Below are 20,843 nucleotides of genomic sequence, written 5' to 3'. Positions count from 1 at the left end.
AAAACTGGCAGGATACATCAATTCCTTTTACAAGAGAAGGTAGTCCGTCTGACTACTGCTTCACCATCTTCGGTCCAGTTTCCACGGCTATAGAACTGCACAGAATCAACCACAGACTGTACAGAAAAAACTTAGAAAAGTGCCGGTAGTGCGGGGAACAATCCTGCAAGCCATGCGAATAAACCGCCGATGGCAGCTATAACCGCAATCACGGCAACCACAACCGTCAGCCGTTTTTCAACGCCAGAGTTCTGGTGAGGCTCGGGGTCACTAGGTGCAGTCGGTGTCGTGGTACTGGTAGGGGTGGTACTGGTAGGAGTGGACTCTCCCGACCCTTCATTCTCTCCAGGTCCGAGATCCGGCATTCCTGGATTGTAGCTGTTTTCATTTCCCGCGTAGTCTGGAATCTCCCCCGGGTCGATTCTTCCATCCTTCCATTTACGGCAGGCCTCGACTCGAGCATCTTGCGTCTCCCAGTCAGAAATTCTCGCTTCCCGGTACTGCTCGAAATTCATCTCCGATAATTGTTTGAAAGATGCTTCGATACTGGGCCTCAGTTTTTGGAATGCAGCTTCCTTCAACTTCATCATTCCGGGCGAGTCCCCGAGTTCATATAGATCTTCATAGGGGGATGTCCTATTGAAAGATTCTAATGAACTGAAGTCAGTCTCAGAAACTGACTCTTTGAGATAATCAAAGTGCTCTCGATCCGATTCTTCAGACTTGACAGGATTAGGAAATGGGCGAGGAAGCTTGACGCGGGTATTGAGCTCATAAGAAAAATCTGAGCTCCTTCCTTCCAGACTGAATGCCATAAAAACCGCATCTTTGAGATCGAAGCCCTGGGAAGTGATCCTTTTCGCCAGCCCCTCGGGTATATCCTCCTCCGTGATATACAGCCTCTCCGAAGGATCGGATGGCGATAGTGCCAGCAGATCATCAACGAAATCCAGGCCTCTCATTTCCCTATTCAGCCTTTGACCGAAGGTGAGGGCGGGGTCATTGAAACGGTCAGAAATTACGCTACCGTCTCCAAAATCCCCGTCGGTGTGAATATAGCAGAACTTCGCGTCATAGAAACGATTGTGTTCGGTTGTCACCCTGACATAGGCGCCTGCAGTTCCAGTCAAAGTTAATGTAGTGATGGCTGCGGTAGCCACAGAAATAAAGATACCTTTTCACACCTGAAACGATCCTATCTAGTCGAAAGTAACATCCGGTTGAAATTAAACGTAGCAGAGGTACGCAATCCGAGCAACCCATTAAAAGTATTGGCCCTAGCCAAGAAGGTTGTTCAAAATAGTCACACCTTTCAAGAACATATGAGCATGGTAGAATGGGGCCCGTTTTCTCTATCCCATCGAGAGCTCGAATAATCATTTTTCACCCTTTTCAGACCTGGGTAAATACGCGACAAATGTTTCAACTACCCTGTCCCAAGAACAGGAAAATCAACCATCAAACCACTTAAGGGAAACCCTATAGAAATACCCCCACCTCATATACCATAGAGACCGTTGTTTTGGTACATGCTGAAGTAAACCCCCAAAAATTGTAAGCATCTCCAGCATTCAAAAAGGGGACCGAAAAGATGTGGATCGAGAAATGGAAACTGGCATTCGAATACAAGGGCGAGATAGAAGCCTCCAAAAATATCAGAGACACGGGACATTCTTCCGAAGTCGAGATTGCTAGAGGAAAATCAAAATCTGCACCCCCCTGCACGCAACCTATCATCCATTGTCACACCTAATTTTGATTCGCCATATGTTCCCAAACAGACAAAGTTGCACATGTACTTTCAACCAAAGGGACAGCTCCACCAAAATAAATTGTGGTCAGGGGAATCACACAAATGCCACACCCACGACACGCTCCAGACACGACGACCGCGACGTTGTACCCGGTAGGCCGGCACCGCCATCACGATGCCGAAGGAGACGGTGAATAATGCGCCGAAAAACGTCGGGACATCCATACTCGCATCGAGGTACCCATCCGCGATTAGGAAGACGTCGTAGCAGAAATGAAATATGATCAACGGCCACAGTCGTCCAAGTTCCAGCGCGATGAATGCGAATGCGGTGCCCGACACGAAGGTGTTCGCGAGCTGGATGAGCACCTGGCTGAAGAGCCGGCCACCGAGCACGTTGACCAGATGGAAGATCGAGCAGGAGAAGTTCGATGCCCTCACCGCACGGAAGGGTGACCAGGGCTCGAGAAAGAGCGGCATGAGACTGCCTCGGAACATCACTTCATCGGACCCCACCAGCAGGGTCGCGAAAAATAGCGGCGCCCACCGCGAGGCCCTCCCGTCGAGGTTGGCGATGGCGGTGAAGAGCACACCCATCACGACCATATTCACCACCATGACGGCGAAGCCGACAAGAACCCACCGGCTGGCTCCGACGGCACATATCGACGCAGCATCGTAAGAAACCGTCGGCGGTACACGATGAGCACCAGCACCGTCATGACGATCTCGAACCAGACGATCGTCACGGGCATGTCCGGTTACTCGTAGCTCGATCCGACGACATGATGCATAACGAACATGTCCAGTGCCATGAATGCCGGGTACAGGGCGAAGGTGGAAGCCAGGCTCTGCTTCTTCATGATGGTCAGTCTTCGCTCCGGAGTCGTGGGAGGCCGCCAGAAAGTATGTCCGGCACCGTCACCGAGCTGATGCACCGGACGGGTCACATAACGACCTTCGGACCACGCCGCCCGGGGAGATCCCCAAGCGACATGGCCCGAAGATTGACCGTCAGCGTACAGCGTGTGCTGCAGCACTACAGGTGTTCCGGGCTCACACCTCTTTCTCCTCTGCCAGTATTCGTCGTCAGGACTGCGGGAACACTCCGTCCGCACCGAGACGCACGCTCGGATCGAGGATCAGGTTGATCTCCGCCTCATGTCCGCCCTTCTCCGGAAGTCGGCGTCCGACGGGTACCTCGTAGAGCGGTGCCCGGCCGATCATGCCGGCCTCCAGCCTGCGGACACCGGCCTGCAGGCGGGTGCTTGCGCGCTGGCGCCACTCGTCCACGTCATAGCCGGCATTGGCAAGCGCTTTCTCGAAGCAGGTCGGGTGCGCGAGTACCACGACGGCGGAGACGTGCCCGAAGCCGAGTGAAGTGAGCACCCCGGCCTTCACTCCCCCGACCCCGAGGTCGAGTGGCTGGCGCAGCCACACCAAGTTCGTGGCCTTTGGAGCGATCGCGGGGTCGACGCAGTCGAGGGCCGCGTTGGCGGGCAGCTTACCGGTCGCCAGGATGTGGGTCAGTCCACCGATCTGGAAGAGCGCCGCACCACCCTTTGCGTGACCGGTGAGTGTCTTCTGGGAGACCACGAACATGGGGTTGTCCGTGCCTCGGCCGAGAGCCGCCCACAACTGGGAGTGCAGTTCGGACTCGTTGGGATCGTTGGCGTTGGTGGAGGTGTCATGCTTGGACACCACGCGCACATCGTCCGGCGTGAGGCCGATGCCCTGGAGGTTGCGGGCCAGGGTGGAACGTTCCCCGCCCCGGGCGGCGCCGAGCGCACCGAGCCCGGGTGCCGGGATCGAGGTGTGCGCACCGTCGGCGTAGCTCTGTGCGTGGGCGACGACGGCAAGCACGGGCAGGCCGAGCTTCGCCGCAACGTCACCGCGCGCGATGATGACGGTACCGCCGCCCTCGGCCTCGACGAAGCCGCCGCGGCGACGGTCGTTGGCGCGGGAGTAGAAGCGCTCGTCGATGCCCTTGTCGGCCATCGCCTGGGAACGGGCGGTGGCGTTCATGTCGCCGAAGCCGGTGAGCGATTCGACGCTGATGTCGTCGATACCGCCGGTGACGACGACCTCCGCCTTGCCGACGCGAATCTTGTCCACGCCCTCCTCCAGGGAGACGGCTGCGGTGGCGCAGGCAGCGACGGGGTGGATCATGGCACCATACCCACCGACCCATGACTGCATAACGTGGGCTGCGACGACGTTGGGCAGGGCCTCCTGCAGGATGTCGCTGGGCCGGTCCTCGCCGAGGAAGCGGGAGACGAACACCTTGTGCAGGGATTCCATGCCGCCGATGCCGGTGCCCTGGGTGCAGGCGACGTCACCGGGATGCACGGCGGTGAGCAGTTCGGCCGGGGTGAACCCGCTGGTGAGGAACGCGTCAACGGCGGTGACGAGGTTCCAGCAGGCGATCCGGTCGAGGCCGTCGATCATGGAGGCGGGGATACCCCAGTGGGCGGGGTCGAAGCCGGTGGGCATCTGGCCGCCGACGGTGCGGGTGAGGCACGCCCGGCGCGGGATCGAGGCACGTGCGCCCTTCGACTTGTGTACCGTCCATTCGCCGTCGTCGTTGACGGAGATTCGGGTGGTGGCGGGATCGGCGTCGAGGTAGTCGCGGGCCTCGGATTCACTTGCGACGGTGAATTCGATGTCGCGGTCGAGGTAGACGGTCGCGAGGTCGACAGAACCCTGATCGACGAGGGTGAAGTCATCGACGAAGGTACGGATACCGGAGCGCGCGACCACTTCGTCGCGGAAGCGGTCGTAGATATCCTCTTCGGCGACGGCCGCACCGGAATCGTCGTACCAGCCGGGGGTGGGGTCCTCGGCCCAGGTGATGAGTCCCATCATCCACGCGAGTTCCATGACACCGGCGGCGGTCAGATCGACGCTGCCGTCACGGTGGATCCCGTACTCGGCTTCGGTGCGGGTACGGCCCGAACCCCAGGAGGAGACTTCCCCGACGCCGACGATGACGATGAGGTCCTCGAGGTCGGTGGTCACCTCGCCGATGTCGACCGGCTGCGGCTGGGCGCGGCGGGCCGGGGTGGGCAGGGCACGGATCGTGGCGACCGTGTCCGCCCCGTCATCGGCGCCGGCTGCGGCGGCGGCGAGAGCATCGCGGTCGATGCTGCGGGCGAGTTCGGGCAGGGATACCTCGGCGTCGGCGAGACCGCCGGTGAGATCGATGTCGAGCGGTGCGCGGGTGGCGCGCTCGCGGGCGTCGGAGGTCGCGAGTGCAAGCAGGTCGCCGGTGATCTCGTCGGGCGTGTAGACGTGGATACCGGCCTTCTCCGCGGCGGGCACGAGGAGGTCATTGCCGCCCATGAGATTGGTTCCGGAGACCCAACCGATGCGTGCCTGCGCGAGACTGATGTACTCGGGCCAGCCGGTTTCAGACTGCCACTTGGCGAGGATCGCGTCGAAGGCGGCCTTGACCTCACCGTATGCTCCGTCACCGCCGAAGGTGCCCCGGTTCGGGGAACCGGGCAGCACGACGTGGGCGCGGGTGCCGACGGAGCCGGTCGCCGCGAGTCGGGCGAGCCCGGCGATGGTGCGTTCGACGGACCAGAGCAGCAGTCGGGCCTGATTCTCGGCGGCGCCTCCGGCATCGGCGAGCGATCCGGAGACCCTGGGGGCGGCGAACGGGAATGCGAGCGTCGGGATGAGCGCGGGTTTGGTCACGGTGACCTTCTCGCCGACGGTGACCTTCTCCTCGGTGCCGATCCAGTCGATCAGGGAATCGACGTCACGGAAGGAGGACATGTTGGCGGGAACCAGCCAGAGCCGGGCACCGGCGGTGGCGTGCTCGGCGTAGAGGCTACGCGCGTATTCCTTACGATCCTGGGAAGCGCGGGATGCGGTCATGATGACCGTTGCGCCGCGCTCCAGGAGACCGGCGACGATGGAACCGGCGATGGAACCGGGAGCGGCACCGGTGACCAGTGCAACCTCCCCGTCGAATTCCGGCGTGGAATCCCCGGTGGCTGCCTCGGCGATGCGGGTGAGCAGGTCACGTCGTGACGCATCATCGGTGTGCTCCGCCCACCAGCGGGCCTGACCGGCGACGGTCTTCCCGGTTCCTGTGAAGCGGGCGAGGATTCCCGCGCTGTCGGCGGTGTCGACGGCTGCGGCACCCACCGCGATGCGGGCGAGCTCCTCGCGGGCAACGGCCCAGCGGTCGTCGAAGAGCACCGCGCGGGTCGCGTCGAAGGCGGGGGTGACGAGTTTCAGCCACTGCGGGCCGAGTTCCGCTTCCACCGCTTCGAGCAGAGAGCCGTCCGCCGTCTCGGCGTCAGGTGCCTCCGGCTGCGGGGTGAGTCCGAGCTTGTCGAGGATCGCACGGGCGGTCTCTGCGAGAACACCCTCGGGCCCGGTGACGGTATCGGCGTACGCGTCGAGCGCCGCGGAGTCGACCACTCCGCCGCCGCCGGATGCGGAACCACCTCCGAGAGAGACCTCCACGCCGTTGGCTGCGGCGACTGCGCGGACGGCAGCGTCGATGAGCGTGTCGAAGTCGGCTGCAGAGGTCGGCTGGGAGCCGGGCAGGGTTCCCAGTTCACCGCCCCGCACCGATTCCTCGGTACGGGTTCCCAGAACGAGTTCGACCTCGACGGGGGCAACCCAGGTGGCGGGGAGGCTCCAGGTTCCGGTAACCCGGTCGCCGATGCGGGATGCCTTGGAACCGGCCTGCGCCGCGAGGGTGCGCAGTCGGGCACCGGTCAGTTCGGAGAGCACCGGACCGAAGGGCGTGTAACCGGGGGCCGCGGTGGTGACGCGGGATTTCAGCGTCGTGACATCGGCTTCAGCGGCACCGTCGATGGTGGGGACGCCGAGTTCGGCGGCCATGTCCATCAGGAGCTGGTTCCGGCGGGAGGACACCCCGTTGGTAAGGGTTTCGGTGGTGTCGGTTCCGGTGATCTGCTCGGGGCGGAGCTTGTTCTGCGCGGCGAACAGCGTGATGATGGCGTCGGCGGCGGTGAAGGTCAGCTCCGGTGCGGGACCAGCCGCCGGTTGGCCTCCCGCCGGTGCGGGGCTCGCCGCAACGGCCGCGACTTCAGCGGTGGCCGGTACAGTGTCCGGGGTAGCGGCTTCGGTACCGGGGGCCACGCCCGCGGGTTCATCCGTACCGGCGTCAACCTCGTCATCATCGGCGGTATCGGTCGCGGGAGCGTCCTGCTGATCAGTCAGGTAGACCGTCGGCTCGTCACGCTCCAGGTTGTACACCGAGGTGTTCGCGGTGGCAAACTGCGGCAGTTCAAGGGTGCGGGCCAGGAGATTCGCCAGTGTCGGGGAGGACGCCAGTCCCACTTCGACGACACGCTCAACGCCGTTCTTTCCGAGGAGCAGGGCCTGGGTCTCGATCCATCGGACCGGGGAGGCGAACTGCCAGGACAGAAGCTCGATGAGCAGTAGTCGGGCGAGCGCCTTCGGATCGGTGCCAGCGAGTCCCTCGAATGCGCCGTCCTGTCCGAGCAGTTCCCGGAGCGGTTCTGCGGGAACGACCTCCAGGATGGACTCCGCGAAGTCGCGGGTCAGTTCGAAGGGACGCGCCACGAGGTTCGGGATGTAGCGGCCCACGAGCGCGTCAATGTCGAGATCGGTGGGGAGCAGGGCGTCGAGTTTCTCCGCGAATGCGGCGACACCGGGGCGGAGTACCGAGGAATGGAAGGGTACGTCGATACCGGGAATCGGGATGAACGCCCGGCGTCCACCCGCGGCCTCGGCACGGGCGGAGGAGTCCGCCTCCAGTGCCTTCAGTCCCGCGAGGGTTCCGGCCACGGCGTACTGCTGGCCGGCGACGTTGAAGTTCACGATCTCCAGGAACTCACCCGAGGCATCAGCGATGGAACGCACGTAGTCGACGACCGCGTCATCGTCCACGCCGAACTGGTTGGGGCGCAGCGCACCGAGACCATAGTTGGAACGGCCCCGCTCGTCGCGGGGGACGAGGGAGTGCATGGCGGAACCGCGGGAGAAGACGATGTCGATGACACCCTCGAGCTCGAAGATCCCGGCGGTCGATGCCAGCGAGGTGTACTCGCCGAGGGAATGCCCGGCGTACATAGAACCGGGAACGAGCAGACCTTCGTGACGCAGCCGCTCGGTCTGTCCGTACGCCACGACAGCGAGAGCAACCTGGGTAAACTGTGTGAGATAGAGCACACCCTTGGGGTGTCGGTAGACGGTCTCCCCCACCTTCAACTCGACGGGATTGTCGTCAACGACCTGGATGATGGAGAACCCGAGTGCAGCGCGGGTGTGCTCGTCGGCCCGCTGCCACACGGCACGGGACGCGGCAGAGGCGGCACGGTCCGCGCTAGCCATTCCCTTGGCCTGGATGCCTTGGCCGGGATAGACGTAGGCGGTGGTCGGGGCGTCGAGAAGAGCCTGACCACGAGAGACCACCACACCATCAATGCGGCAGGTCACCTCCAGTGCTGGGTTCGGGCCGCTGCGTCCAACCCGCTCGACAGTGATTTCCACGACATCGTCGAGTTGCACCATGCCATACATCGAGTACGTCCAACCAATCAGGCGCGCGGGACGAGAACCCGGCTCGGTGGCAGTAGCGAGATGTTGGGCGGTGGCCGAGAGCCACATCCCGTGCACGAGCGGTGCATCGAGGCCGACGAGACGGGCCGCGTTGGTGGAGGTATGGATCGGGTTGTAGTCGCCGGAAACCACGGCGAACGGAGTCATATCCCCTGGTGCAGTCACCGTAGCGCGGCGGACGAAGCTGCGCGGAGTGTCTGTGATCGCCACTTCGACCCCACCGAAGTCCGGGGCCGCCGGTGCAGGATCGGTGGTGGTCACACGCCCGCGGATGGCGAAGCGCTCGATCATCGTCGCGATGACGGTCTCGCCGTGACGGAGAACGAGGTCGACGGTGACGATACGGCCGGATGCGGACTCATCGAAGGGACGGGTGCGTGCCTCGACGTGGATGTTCCGGTCGGTACCGTCACGAAGCTCGGACAATGGTACCCGGAGATCCACGCAGTGATCGAGGTGCACCGCGTTGAGCAGCCCCTCGATGACGGGGTATCCGTCAGAGAGCTTGCCGGAGCCGAGGGCGGTGTAGATCGCGGGCCAGCAGGGACCGACGAGGGCGTCCGCGGTACCGGGCGCGGTACGGACACCGGTGAGCGCTGCACCGGTGACCGCGGTATGCGCGGTGAACAGATGCGCGGGCAGTGTGAAGGAGTCCCGGACGACACCGAATGCCGAACCCTCATCCTCATGAACTCGGGGAAGATCGGTGATGTCGTCACCGGCCGCGGAGGTTGAACCGACACCGGCGACACCGGCGAGCAGAGCATAGACGCTGTCGGGGAGGTGCTCCCGGGAGACCACGGGGACCGCACCGGTGGCGCATGAGTCACCGAGCAGCACAGGGATGTCGACGTATTCGATGACGAAGGGGTGCTCGCCCTCGAGCCCGTCCCAGTAGGAGTCGCAGAGGATGCGGATCGTCCAGGGGTCACCGTCGGTGTCCGGTTCAATCAGTTCGAAAGCATCGGAGTCGAGGACGTGAGCGGGATTGTCGATGAGGTGACCGTGCCACACGATGTGCGGGGCCGCCAATAGAAAATCGCGTGCGGTCTCGGCGGATGCCAGCCGGGAGAACACCTCGTGCACGGGAGCGTCCTGCTCACGCAGGTTTTCCACACAGGCGGCCTCAAAGCGGCCGAGGAGTTCGGCGACGGGCTCGTCGACACGGTCGATGCCCGCGACGGAAACCGGTCCCGGGATGCAGCGGACCTTGTCGGCGTCGTAGCGCGGGTCCTGCGCCTGCCACAGAGTGTCGAGACCCCACCAGCGGGCGATGTCGGCATCGATGGCCGGTACCCACGGCATCGGCTTGTGGTGCTTGCGGTTGAGTCCGATGAACCAGGCTGCGTCGCGGGCACCGACGATGGTGTCCGTGGCCTCCGGGTAGCGGGCCAGGAGCTTCTCGACGGCTGCGGGACCGTCGGTGATGGAGTCCAGGTCCGGGAAGAGGGTGGGGATGTCACCGTGGTCGGTGGGTGCGAGGCGGGCTTCGATGCGGTGCACGAGATCGAGGAACCGATCAGACCAGGTCGGATCGGTCCACGGCCAGGCCAACTCCACGAAACGGTGCAGCCACTGCGCGTAGGTCATGTCGGAGACGTCACCGAAGTACGGCTTCGCTGTGGCGTCGAGTGCCTCGATGATCTCATCACGGCGGGCCGCGACAGCCTCGTCGGAGGAGGTGTCAAGGGAACTCAGAAGCCGGGAGCAGCGGGCGGATGAGTTGTCCACCTCATACATGTCTGCGTGGAGGTGGGACAATCCCGAGGTGACCCCACCGCGGGATTGTCCACGGCCGACCCAGCCGCCGGCGTCATCCGGATCGACGCCGGGGGTGTCCACCAGAAGTTGCTTGACCTGGGGCGAAGTGATGGCCTCTTTGGTGGTCATCGCGGCGGTACCGACGAGAACACCATCGACGGGCATCGCGGGCATTCCGTGTTTGGTCGCCCAGGATCCGGTGATCCACTGGGCCGCCTTATCCGGGGTTCCGATCCCGCCACCGACGAGGACAGCGACGTTGTCGTGGGAACGGATTTCGGCGTAGGTGGCAAGTAACAGATCGTCGAGGTTCACCCACGAGTGGTGACCACCGGCGTGACCGTCCTCGATCTGCATGATGACCGGGCTGTCAGGATTCGCTCGTGCGATATCCAGGCAGGCACGGATCTGCTCGACGGTACCGGGTTTGAAGCAGATGTAGGGGAAACCATCGGCGTTGAGGGTGGTGATGAGCTCGGTCGCTTCCTCCACCTCGGGGATACCCGCAGAGATGGTCACGCCGTTCAGGGCCACGCCCGTGGCCCTGGCTCGGGAGACGATGCGCTGGGCACCGAACTGGAGGTTCCACATGTAGCGGTCGAAGAACATGGAGTTGAACTGCGCCGACCGGCCCGGTTCAAGCTTCTCGACGAGGCCGTCACGGTTGCTGGCGAAGACCTCCTCCGAGTACTGGCCGCCACCGGCCATCTCCGCCCAGAAACCGGCGTTCGCGGCGGCTGCGACGATGCCGGGATCGACGGTGGTGGGCGTCATACCGGCGAGAATGACCGGCGAGTTACCGGTCAGCGTCGTGAACTTCGTCTCGACACTCATTGATCCGTCACTCAACCGGAGCAGCTTCGGCGCGAAACGGGAAAAATCACTGACCTGAGGGAGTTCTGTACCCGGAGTCGCCAACTGATCGCGGGCGGCGACAGTGGAAGCATCGACAACCGCGATGCCACGTCCCTGCAGCAGCGGACGGGTCATCCGGTCGAGCGCCCCACCCGGATCAACGACCAGCAGGTGGGAGCAGTGGTCCAGGCACTCGGAGAGTTCCGTGGCCCAGTCATGGTGCTCCACCAGAATCCCCCGGGCGAGATCGCCCGCCTCGATATCACCCAGATCGCAGCGCTCGGACATCCCGATCGCGCGTTCGACGGCCGGAGCCATCGAGGAGTGGTGGAAGGGAGCCGCAACTTCGAGAACATTAAAAACGGGCTCGATCAGCGAACCACCCCGCTTCTTCTCGATGATCCCCTCATTGTGACGCTCAGATGCGGCGAGGAGAGCACCACGCGCCCGTGACAGTCCTTCAGATGTACCCGCGAGAACGAAATGTCGCGGGCTGTTGCACAGTGCCACCTCAACCCCTGAATCAGCGATGTCGGCAAGTGCATCATCGATTCCTTCACGGCAGAAGCCTCGAACGCTCAACATGCATGACTCATCGGAGGCAATGTCGAGATCCCGCGCCCGGGCGGAGGTCACAGCACCGAGGATGAGGGCGAAGGCAACCACGTCGACCAGACGACCACGGTCACCGGCTGCAATGGCCTTGGCCGCGGCGACACCGATGCTTCCCTGGGAATGCCCGGCGAAGCGCCAGGAGGACAGATCCACTCCGGAATCCGCAAGCTGATGAAGCGCTCCGATCTGTGCCAGGGTGATGCCCGCCACGGAAACCGCCGGTTCCCGGTCGAGGGGAAGGCGCGCCGGACTCGCCCCACCGATAAGGGCATGCAGGCGTTCCCGCGCACCGGGCACGATGATCGAGATGTCCCGGGCAACCGGCGCGCAGCGGTGCCACGCAGCGTCCAGAAGTTCATCCAGGAGACGTGCGGTGGAGGAGTCCGTCACACTGTCAGCGAGTGCCTCGACCCACTGTGATGCTTGCCCCGCGAACAGAATTCCGGGATCCGAGATCTGATGCAGTGGGGTCTCACCGGCTGTGAAGCTGGTGATGTCATGGGTGTCGGCGTGCGTGGTGGTCACTGATGGAACTCCTCGGGGGAAAACGTCGGCGGTGGGGTGGACGGTACCGATCGCGAACCCCGGAAATCCGGGGCCATGGGAGCTGGTTTTTCGGTCGCGTTCGCCCGCCGCCGTACTCGGATTGACGGTGCTGGCTTTCATTCGGCGGGCCACCTCCATGCTCACCATCGATGACCGAGAAGTCACCAAGGCATGCGGAAAGAGGACGGACCGCGTCTACCTGGAGCGTAAGACAGTTAGGTTAGCCTGTCGAATACATTTCTGTATCAAAGCGATACATTTGTGTATCGCACCCGCTCACAGCCACACCAGCCGACGATGTGTTCTTGTTCGCATCCGTGGTGAAGAAGAGGATCTGCCGACACTCCGGTCGCGTGAACGGTTGCCCCCGCTGATGTGAACCACAAGCATGAAGCGACACAAACGAGGTGCCGACGGAGTCATTCCCCGTTCGTAGATCCCTCGGGGATCATCTCTTCCACCGGCCGCGACGAAGCAACCAGAAGGGTGAGCACCAGATCCAGGATGTCATCCAGTTCGAGCATCGTCCCCCGACGATGATGCTCCGCTTCCGCGTCCTCCAGCCGGTCCCGCCACACAGCCACCCCGGTGTAACGCATCGTGATTCCAATCACCGCCTGGGCGATCGCCTCAGTACGCTTCACCGGAACCCTGTTGACCTCGGCCAGCATCAACTCGAGAGCACGCCCGACCCCGACCACGAAATCACGGTTGAGCTCCATGAACTGTAATGCCCAATCCGGCTCCCGCGCCGCACGAGCAAGCAATTCATTGTGCAGAATCAGGAAACTGCGATCCAGTCCCAGTCGCTCGCGGGTTCGGACCAGAGCGTCGGACAACTGCGCCACAGCGGTCTCCTCAGAGCACCCCGCGAGTCGATTAACCGGCCGGAACCCGGCGACCCACTCGCGGGTCACGGCGTCGAGAAGCTCAATGACCCGCGAGTACTCGCCCCTCACGACCAACGTGAACAGATCATCCTTGTCGGTGAAGTTCGAATAGAACGCCCCCCGGGTGAAGCCGGCAGCCCGACAGATCCGCTCCAGCGTGCAACCCTCGAAGCCATGGGCGACGATGACCCCACGAGTGGCTTCGACCAGTTTCGCCTGGGTCTCCGGATTACTGCGCACAGTAGCTCACCTCCTCGGAGGATTCACCCCCACCATCGACGGGCCGACTATCGGGCCGTTTGTCCAGAATACAGCCCACTCCGCCACCGATCATTCAGCCACTCACATCTGCACCATCGGGCGGTACCCGACCGGGATCCGGTCGTTGTCGACGATCTGCTTACCGAAGGGGAAACAGGTCACCGGGATCATCTTCAGGTTCGCCAGTGCGAGCGGGATACCGATGATGGTCACCGCCTGGGTCACCGCCGTGGTCAGGTGCCCGAGTGCCAACCAGAAACCAGCGACGACGAACCAGATGACGTTACTGACGGTATTGAGCCCACTGACCCCGGTGTCGGGGACAATAACGGAACGACCAAATGGCCACAGCGCGTAGTTGGCCATCCGGAAGGAGGCGACGCCCGCGGGAATCGTGACGATGAAGATGCACGCGACGACCCCGAAGATCACGTAGGCCAGAGCCAGCCACACGCCGCCGAAGACGAACCAGATGATGTTCAGGATGAGTTTCATGTCCTCATTCTATGGCCGTCCCCTGTACGTTTACTGTGTCTTACCCTTGAGAACAGCATGGGTCACCGACCGCCGCCGACCCAGCCCTCCGGAACCGGCTGGCAGTGCGGGCACCACCAGATGACCCGCTCCAGCTCTCCGTCGTCCCCACCCCGGTCCACGCCACCGAGGAAACTCTGCTCAATCGGGGTCCCGCACCTGCGGCACGGGCGGTGGTTCCGTCCGAACACGTAGGCCGTCTCCCCTGAACGTTTCACACCTGTGGTCACCCGCACCGGTTCACTGCGATTCGCCCACATCAACCGGCGGGTCACATCGAGAACCCGGTCCACGTCCACCTCCGACACGGGCGTCGCGGGGTGGACACCGCACAGGAAACAGATCTCCGCGCGGTACTCGTTGCCTACCCCGGCCAGATTCCTCTGGTCGAGCAGTGCGGCACCGATGGCCCGGTCCGGGCGGACCAAAATGCGGTGCCGCGCCTCATCCCGTCCCCATTCAGTCCAGTCCTCGTAGAGCACGTCCGGCCCGAGATACCCCATCCGCTCCCGGTACTCGGACGCGGGGAACACCTGCACGAGGCCCAGGTCGAAGCCGACGACCTCGATCGGCGCACGGTCGGGGCCGTCACTGAGCCGGAGCACCACCCGCGCCGCGTGCCCGGGTTTCCGCCACCGGGCCCCCTCCCGGTGCACGGACCAGGTGCCCTCCATCTTCAAGTGCGTGTGCAGGATCCGGTCGCCGAAAGACATGAACAGGTGCTTGCCCAGCGGCCACACCGCCCCGACCGTCTCCCCGGTGAAGGAGACGGTGGCGTACCGGGGCACGCGTATCGACGTCGAGGTCACCTCGCGTCCGCACATGAACTGCATCCGCGCGGACAGTTGGTAGACGGAATCACCCTCGGGCACGGGGCTCCTTTCAGGATCACGGGGGCGCCTGATCAACCTGTGGATGCTGGCGATCCTCGAGTACCGGGTAGAAGCACCTTAGAAGCGAGACACGACGCTCCACACGATCACCAGCTACATGTCCCGGTGCCGGGTCCGTGGTAGTCCAGTCGGGCTGAACCAGAGTCTTCTCCCTGTACCCAGCGGTGTCACCGCCAGAATGCCACGGCCATCCTTCCGTCAGGTTCACCCGGCCACTACACCGGATCGACGATGGTGGTCATGCTCCCACCGTAGACCCTTCCCTGATATCGACGGGTTCGACTACCGTCGCCACACCGACATCCATTGTGCGGAACCGCGATTGTTCAGGTGATTCGCCTGGCGGAATAACCCCACATCACTGTGTACAAGTTGTACACAGTGATGTGGCATCCGTAACGCTGTCCCAGTTCACAATCAGAGCGACTACATCGCTGCCGCACAGAATGAGCCGGTAGAGATCACGTCCCGAGGTATCGGAACGCCGAGCCGTCGTTATCTCGCCCGAGTTCTTCGACCGGGCGGTGCTGGCGATGGAAGAGCTGGCGGAGATCCCCGCAGCCGACGAGTCACAAAAGGAGACCGGAAGGGTCTCCCACGAGAAACTTGAACGCGAACTCGGGCTCTGATCCAGGCTCATGCCCCATACGATCAGTTACGTTCCATCAGCCGCGAAAGCCCTACGCAAACTGGACAGAACCACTGCCCGCCGGTTGCTCACCGTAATCCGGGTAAGCGTCAGACCCACACGAGGGTGTGTCCAGCTCAAAGGGGGCAGATGGGAGGATGAAATCCCCTACCACGGGCGGGAAACTCCACACATTCACGAACAACGTTATCCTCGGCGGCACATCCGTTGGAGCTCCACGCGCGGATCACAATAACTACGGACACGGTAAACAGGGAGAATAGTGATGATTCTCAGAACAGTCGTCACGCTCATCGGAACAGCCGCGATTTTCTTCGTCTTTTTCGGTGTACTGCAGAACTGGGACATGAATTCTGCGGCGACGAGCATCTTCACTCTGCTGTTTAGCGCGGTGTTCGCGTATCTCATCTTCCGCACTCCCCGGAAGAAATAAACGCAGGAGCTCTCGACCGAATTGTGCCGACACCACACTGGACCGGTCCCCGTTCCCACTCGGGCAGGGGCTCCCCTCAGCGCCCCGGCTGCCTGGGCCTGCGGAATCCGCCACCGGGCGGCGGGTCGTCGAAGGTGAGGTCAATGTCGGCGGCATCGGCTGCGGCCTCGGACAGTGACCTTCCAGGTCGGGTACGCGCCACCCGGGGAGTGACGGTGCCGGAGGTTCCGGCCAGCCGCAGTCCCTTCGGGGTGATCGCGGCACCCGCCGAGAGGAAGGCCCCGACCAGTGAAGATTCGAGGGCCGGTTCCCCGCCGATCTTCTCCACGGTGAACCGGGACATCCGCCCCGCCGCAACCGCATCCACCAGGGCGGCGACCACGAGGGCGACCAGCTCCGCCGCCCCGCCGGGGCAGATTCCGGGGAACAGGGTGAGGCTGCGGCCACCCCGGGTGAGGTACGCCAGCGGCAGCCCGTCGGCCAGGACCACCACAGCACCAGCGCTACGGGTCGGACGCGCCCCGGGGCAGTCGGGCCACGGTAGAGCGGCTCCGTAGGGGTTCGCCGGATCAGCGGCTGCGAGCAGGACCACGTCCGGATCGGTGGTTCCCGACGGCCAGCCCTCGACGTCCGGGGTGTCGGCCAGTCCCCGAAGCCGGTCGATGACGGCCGTCGTGGAGAACTGTGCGGCGCCGAGGCCGTCGATGACGTAGCCGCGCATCGCCTTGCCGGTCTCCTCGAAGGAGGACAGGACCTTGTAGGCGAGCGCGAACCCACCGGTGACATCCTCGGCGACGACGCTGCCCCGGGTGACCACGCCGTACCGGTCCAGCCACGCCTCGCCGTGTGCGACGGAGCGGGTCGTCGGGTCGGTGGCCGGGGTCACGGCGGCGGCCCACCGGCCCACCATGTCCGGTGGGGCGGATACCGCCGTCGCGTTCGCCCGTTCGGCCTGTGCGAAGCGGGTGCGCCCCATGCGCAGACGGTTGCGGGTGAGCCTGCGTTTCGCACGGTGTGCTGTGGCACCGGAGGTCGTGCCCGCGAGGCGGGCCCGCAGCGGCACGAAGCTATCCGGGCTGACCAGTCCCAGCTCGACGAGCTCCCAGAGGGAGTCCGCTAGATCACGGGCCTCGACGCCGCGCGGCACGGCGATGTCGAGATCATCCTGCGCGAGGGTGGACACCTCCCCGAGCAGCTCGGCGAAGTGGAAACCGCCGCCGCGGCGCAGCACGGTGAGTACCGCCTCCTGCAGTCCGGTGAGCGTGGGCGGCTCGGTCCGCGGGGCGAGCTGCGCGGCGTAGTCGGCGGGCAGCAGCATGATCCACGGGTCCCGGGTACCGGCGGAGCCTGCGCCCAGGATGAGCACCTCTCCGGTGGCGGTCAGCTCGTCGAGCAGGCGCGGGGTGTAGTCACCGACGCGGGCCGGCAGGACGAGGGTCTCCCAGGCACTCGCGGGCAGGCGGACACCGGCGAGCTGTTCGATGACCGTGTACACACCGTCCACACCGCGTAACACGGGCCGCCTGCCGACGCCGGCGATCTGGTGCCAGTCGGTGAGGAAACGCGCGAAGGTCGAACCACTGACTGGCTCGGCCTGGGATCGGGCGAGCGCCAGCGACCTACTGCGGATGGTGCGCAGGACCTCGACGGCGCAGTACTCGGGCCCCTCGACCCCGGCACGGTAGTGGCCCTCGATGACGGTTCCGTCGGTGACGGCCTGGCGGAGCGCGGTGTGTGCGGCGGCGGGCGCGAACCCGAAGGTGTCCGCCAGATCCGCGAGGGTGAAGGGGCCGCGGGTGCGGGCGAAGCGGTTCACGAGCTGGGCCAGTGCATCAGTGACGGTGGCCGGTTGCGCCGCCACACCTGCGGGTACCGGGACACCGAGGGCGTCGCGGAGCAACGGGGCGTCGAGGGACTGCGCCAGGTGCTCAGTTCCGGCGATGCGCACGAGCATGACCCGGTCGCGGAGATGGTCGAGGACGAGATCGACGACGGTGCCGGGCTCGCCGAAGGTGCAGTGCTCGTGGACCCTGGTGACGGGGACTGGGCCGATGATGCGCAGCACGTCGGCGAGTTCCTCCGGACTCCGTGCCCGACGCCCGTCGGCAGTACGCTGTAGTTGGTCGTGAACCTCAGCGATGATCCCGGCGTCGAGGAGTTCCCTGAGTTCCACGGTTCCGAGCAGTTTCGCCAGGAGCGCGGGGTCGAGGGCGAGTGCCGCCGCGCGTTTCTCCGCCAGCGGGGTGTCGCCCTCGTACATGAACGCACCGGTGTAGGTGAACAGCAGCGAGGAGGCGAAGGGGCTGGGTTGGTCGGTGGTGATCTCCGCGATGCGGACACGACGTGCACCGAGATCGGCGCACAGATGTTTCAGCGCCGGGAGGTCGTAGACGTCCTGCAGGCACTCGCGCACCGTCTCCAGGATGATGGGGAACGACGGGTATTTCCGGGCGACGTCGAGGAGCTGCGCCGAACGCTGGCGCTGCTGCCACAGCGGCGCCCGTTTGCCGGGGGTGCGGCGCGGCAGGAGCAGCGCGCGGGCAGCGCACTCCCGGAACCGGGAGGCGAACAACGCCGAGTTTCCGACCTCCCGGGTGACCAGGTCCTCGATGTCGTCGGCGTCGAAGGTGAACAGGTCGGCGCCGGGTTCACCGTCCATGTCGGGCAGGCGGAGGACGATGCCGTCGTCGCCGGCGACCGCCTGGGCGTCCATGCCGGTGTTCTCCGCGATCCGCGCACCGACGGCGAGCGCCCACGCCGCATTCACCCCGCGTCCGTAGGGGGTGTGCAGGATGATGCGCCAGTCCCCCAGCTCGTCGGTGAAGCGTTCCAGCAGCAGCGTCTTCTCGTCCGGGACGATTCCGGTGGCGTCGGCCTGCTCCGCGAGATAGCGCGTGAGATTCTCGTGCGCCCAGGTGTCCAAGCCGAGGCCCGCGGCGCGCGCCGGATCGGCGGCGACCTCGCGGCGAAATGCACCGAGTGCGGCTCCGAGTTCTGCGGGGCGGCCCGCCTGGTCCCCGATCCAGAACGGCAATCTGCCGGTGTGCCCGGGTGCCGGGGTGACGATGACCTGGTCGCGGGTGATCTCCTCAACCCGCCAGCTCGATGCCCCGAGGGTGAATACATCGCCCACCCGGGTCTCGTAGACCATCTCCTCGTCCAGCTCACCGACCCGGCGGGGCGCCCCACCACCCTCGCCGGTGGTGCCCGCGAGGAACACGCCGAACATGCCCCGGTCCGGGATCGTGCCACCGGAGGTGACGGCCACCCGCTGCGCGCCGGGCCGGGTGGTGAGCATTCCCGTGACCCGGTCGTAGACGACGCGGGGCCGCAGTTCCGCGAAGTCAGTGGACGGGTACACGCCGGAGGCCAGGTCGATGACGGCGTCGAACACCTCGCGCGCGAGGGTGGCGTACGGGTGGGCACGGCGCACAGCCTCGTACCACTCGTCGACGTGGATGTCACGGGCGGCGACGGTGGCGACGGTCTGCTGGGTCAGCACGTCGAGGGGGTTGCGGGGCACGGTCAGTTCCTCGATCGCACCGGCCCGCATCCGTTCGACGGTGACCGCGCTCTGCACGAGATCAGAACGGTGCTGGGGATAGAACGAGCCCCTGGAGACAGCGCCGACGGTGTGCCCGGCGCGGCCGACGCGCTGCAGTCCGGCGGCGACGGACGGTGGTGAGGCAACCTGGATGACGAGGTCGACGGCACCCATGTCAATGCCGAGTTCCAGGGATGAGGTGGCCACGACGCAGGTGAGTTCCCCTGATTTGAGCTGCTCCTCGATGCGGGCGCGTTCCTCCTTGCTCACGGAGCCGTGGTGGGCGCGGGCGAGGATAGGGTCGGCTTTCCCGGCGACGTCGACGGACTTCATCACCTGAGCCGGTGGCCTGCGGGTCGGTGCGGAGAGCGCCCCCGGGTCGTGTTTCTCGGCGTGGATCTCGTTGAGTCTGCTGGTCAGTCTTTCCGCGGTGCGGCGTGAGTTGACGAAGACGAGGGTGGAGCGTGCCCGGGTGATCTCCGCGTAGAGCTCGGTCTCGATGAACGGCCAGATGGAGCCCGCGGTGGGCAACGCCGATTCCTGCGGAGCACCTGTCGACGCCGCCGGTTCGGGGTCGCTGGTTGCGTCCAGTGGTTCAGTCAGGCCGTCGGGATCGTCGATGACGGCGTCCCCGATGGTGGAGGCGTGTTCCGGGGTGGGTAGATCGGACATGTCGGGCACGGGGACGTGGACGTCGAGTTCCCACCGTTTCTCGCTGCCCGGCGCGATGATCGCGACGTCGCGGTCGGTTCCACCGAGGAACGCGGCGACCCGTTCGAGGGGTCGGACAGTGGCGGACAGCCCGATGCGCTGCACCGGCTGCCCGGTGAGCAATTCCAGGCGTTCGAGGGACAGCGCGAGGTGCACGCCGCGTTTCGTGCCCGCGAGGGCGTGGATCTCGTCAATGATGACGGTGTGCACACCGGTGAGCGTGCCCGCTGCCTTCGAGGTGAGCATGAGGTACAGCGACTCGGGCGTGGTGATGAGGATGTCCGGCGGGTTGCGCTGCTGACGGGCTCGTTCCTTCGCTGGGGTGTCCCCGGAACGCACACCGACGGTGATGGTCGGCGCCACGACACCGAGGCGGTCTGCGGCACGGGCAATCCCGGTCAGCGGGGCACGGAGGTTGTTCTCCACGTCGACACCGAGTGCCTTGAGCGGGGAGATGTAGAGAACCTTCACCCCGGAGCCGTCGGTGCCTGTGGATACGGGCATCGTGTCGGCATCCTCCGATATGGGAAGGAGTGCCTGTCTGGGACGTCCGGTCAATGAGTTCAGCGCCCACAGGAAAGCGGCGAGGGTCTTGCCGGATCCGGTGGGGGCGACCACGAGTGCATGCCCGCCGGTGGAAATCTCGGCCCACGCCTGTTCCTGCACTGCGGTGGGCCGGGCGAAGACGTCCGTGAACCAGGTCCTGACCTCCGGACGGAAGCGGTCGAGTGGGGACGTCGGCATGCTTCCCATTCAATCAAATGTTCGTATCGACGGGATCTCCACCTAGGATGAGTCGGCCGGTTTCCGAACATGCCCGACCGTGTG

The 20,843-nt window shown here is 64.5% G+C and carries 9 protein-coding genes; 1 reads left to right on the top strand and 8 read right to left on the bottom strand.

Annotated features, from left to right (window positions below; translation table 11 throughout):
* Window positions 1–131 precede the first annotated feature (131 nt).
* The 7 genes from QWU43_RS04455 to QWU43_RS04425 form a co-directional block, all read right to left on the bottom strand.
* Window positions 132–1,160, bottom strand: a complete 1,029-nt coding sequence (locus QWU43_RS04455) for a hypothetical protein (RefSeq protein WP_370917242.1) — start codon at window positions 1,158–1,160, stop codon at window positions 132–134.
* 641 nt (window positions 1,161–1,801) lie between these two features.
* Window positions 1,802–2,371, bottom strand: a complete 570-nt coding sequence (locus QWU43_RS04450; protein WP_370917241.1) for a type II CAAX prenyl endopeptidase Rce1 family protein — start codon at window positions 2,369–2,371, stop codon at window positions 1,802–1,804.
* Window positions 2,362–2,508 carry a hypothetical protein gene (locus QWU43_RS04445; protein WP_370917240.1) on the bottom strand — a complete coding sequence of 49 codons (147 nt, stop codon included), beginning with the start codon at window positions 2,506–2,508 and terminating at the stop codon, window positions 2,362–2,364. Before QWU43_RS04445 ends, QWU43_RS04450 begins: the two co-directional genes overlap by 10 nt.
* A gap of 334 nt (window positions 2,509–2,842) precedes the next feature.
* Window positions 2,843–12,220: a fatty acid synthase subunit beta domain-containing protein gene (locus QWU43_RS04440; protein WP_370917239.1), complete on the bottom strand. Its 9,378-nt coding sequence runs from the start codon at window positions 12,218–12,220 to the stop codon at window positions 2,843–2,845.
* A gap of 299 nt (window positions 12,221–12,519) precedes the next feature.
* Window positions 12,520–13,230, bottom strand: coding sequence for a TetR/AcrR family transcriptional regulator (locus QWU43_RS04435; protein ID WP_370917238.1), 711 nt, complete (start codon window positions 13,228–13,230; stop codon window positions 12,520–12,522).
* Between the two features lie 102 nt (window positions 13,231–13,332).
* A complete protein-coding gene (locus tag QWU43_RS04430; RefSeq protein WP_370915308.1) occupies window positions 13,333–13,746 on the bottom strand; it encodes a YccF domain-containing protein in 414 nt (137 codons plus the stop codon).
* A 62-nt stretch (window positions 13,747–13,808) separates the two neighbouring features.
* Window positions 13,809–14,657, bottom strand: coding sequence for a DNA-formamidopyrimidine glycosylase family protein (locus QWU43_RS04425; RefSeq protein ID WP_370917237.1), 849 nt, complete (start codon window positions 14,655–14,657; stop codon window positions 13,809–13,811).
* 935 nt (window positions 14,658–15,592) lie between these two features.
* Between QWU43_RS04425 and QWU43_RS04420 the strand changes: the two genes are divergently transcribed.
* Entirely contained in the window at window positions 15,593–15,760 is a 168-nt protein-coding gene (locus QWU43_RS04420; protein ID WP_370917236.1) for a hypothetical protein, read from the top strand.
* Between the two features lie 76 nt (window positions 15,761–15,836).
* Here the strand turns inward: QWU43_RS04420 and QWU43_RS04415 are convergent, their stop codons facing one another.
* On the bottom strand, window positions 15,837–20,759 hold the full coding sequence (locus QWU43_RS04415; protein ID WP_370917235.1) for a DEAD/DEAH box helicase: 4,923 nt from the start codon (window positions 20,757–20,759) through the stop codon (window positions 15,837–15,839).
* Window positions 20,760–20,843: the final 84 nt, after the last annotated feature.

This window comes from Corynebacterium sp. CCM 9204, assembly GCF_041357695.1.
GTDB lineage: Bacteria > Actinomycetota > Actinomycetes > Mycobacteriales > Mycobacteriaceae > Corynebacterium.
Note: the sequence above shows the minus strand (reverse complement) of the source record. Positions and strands in the feature narration are given on the sequence as shown.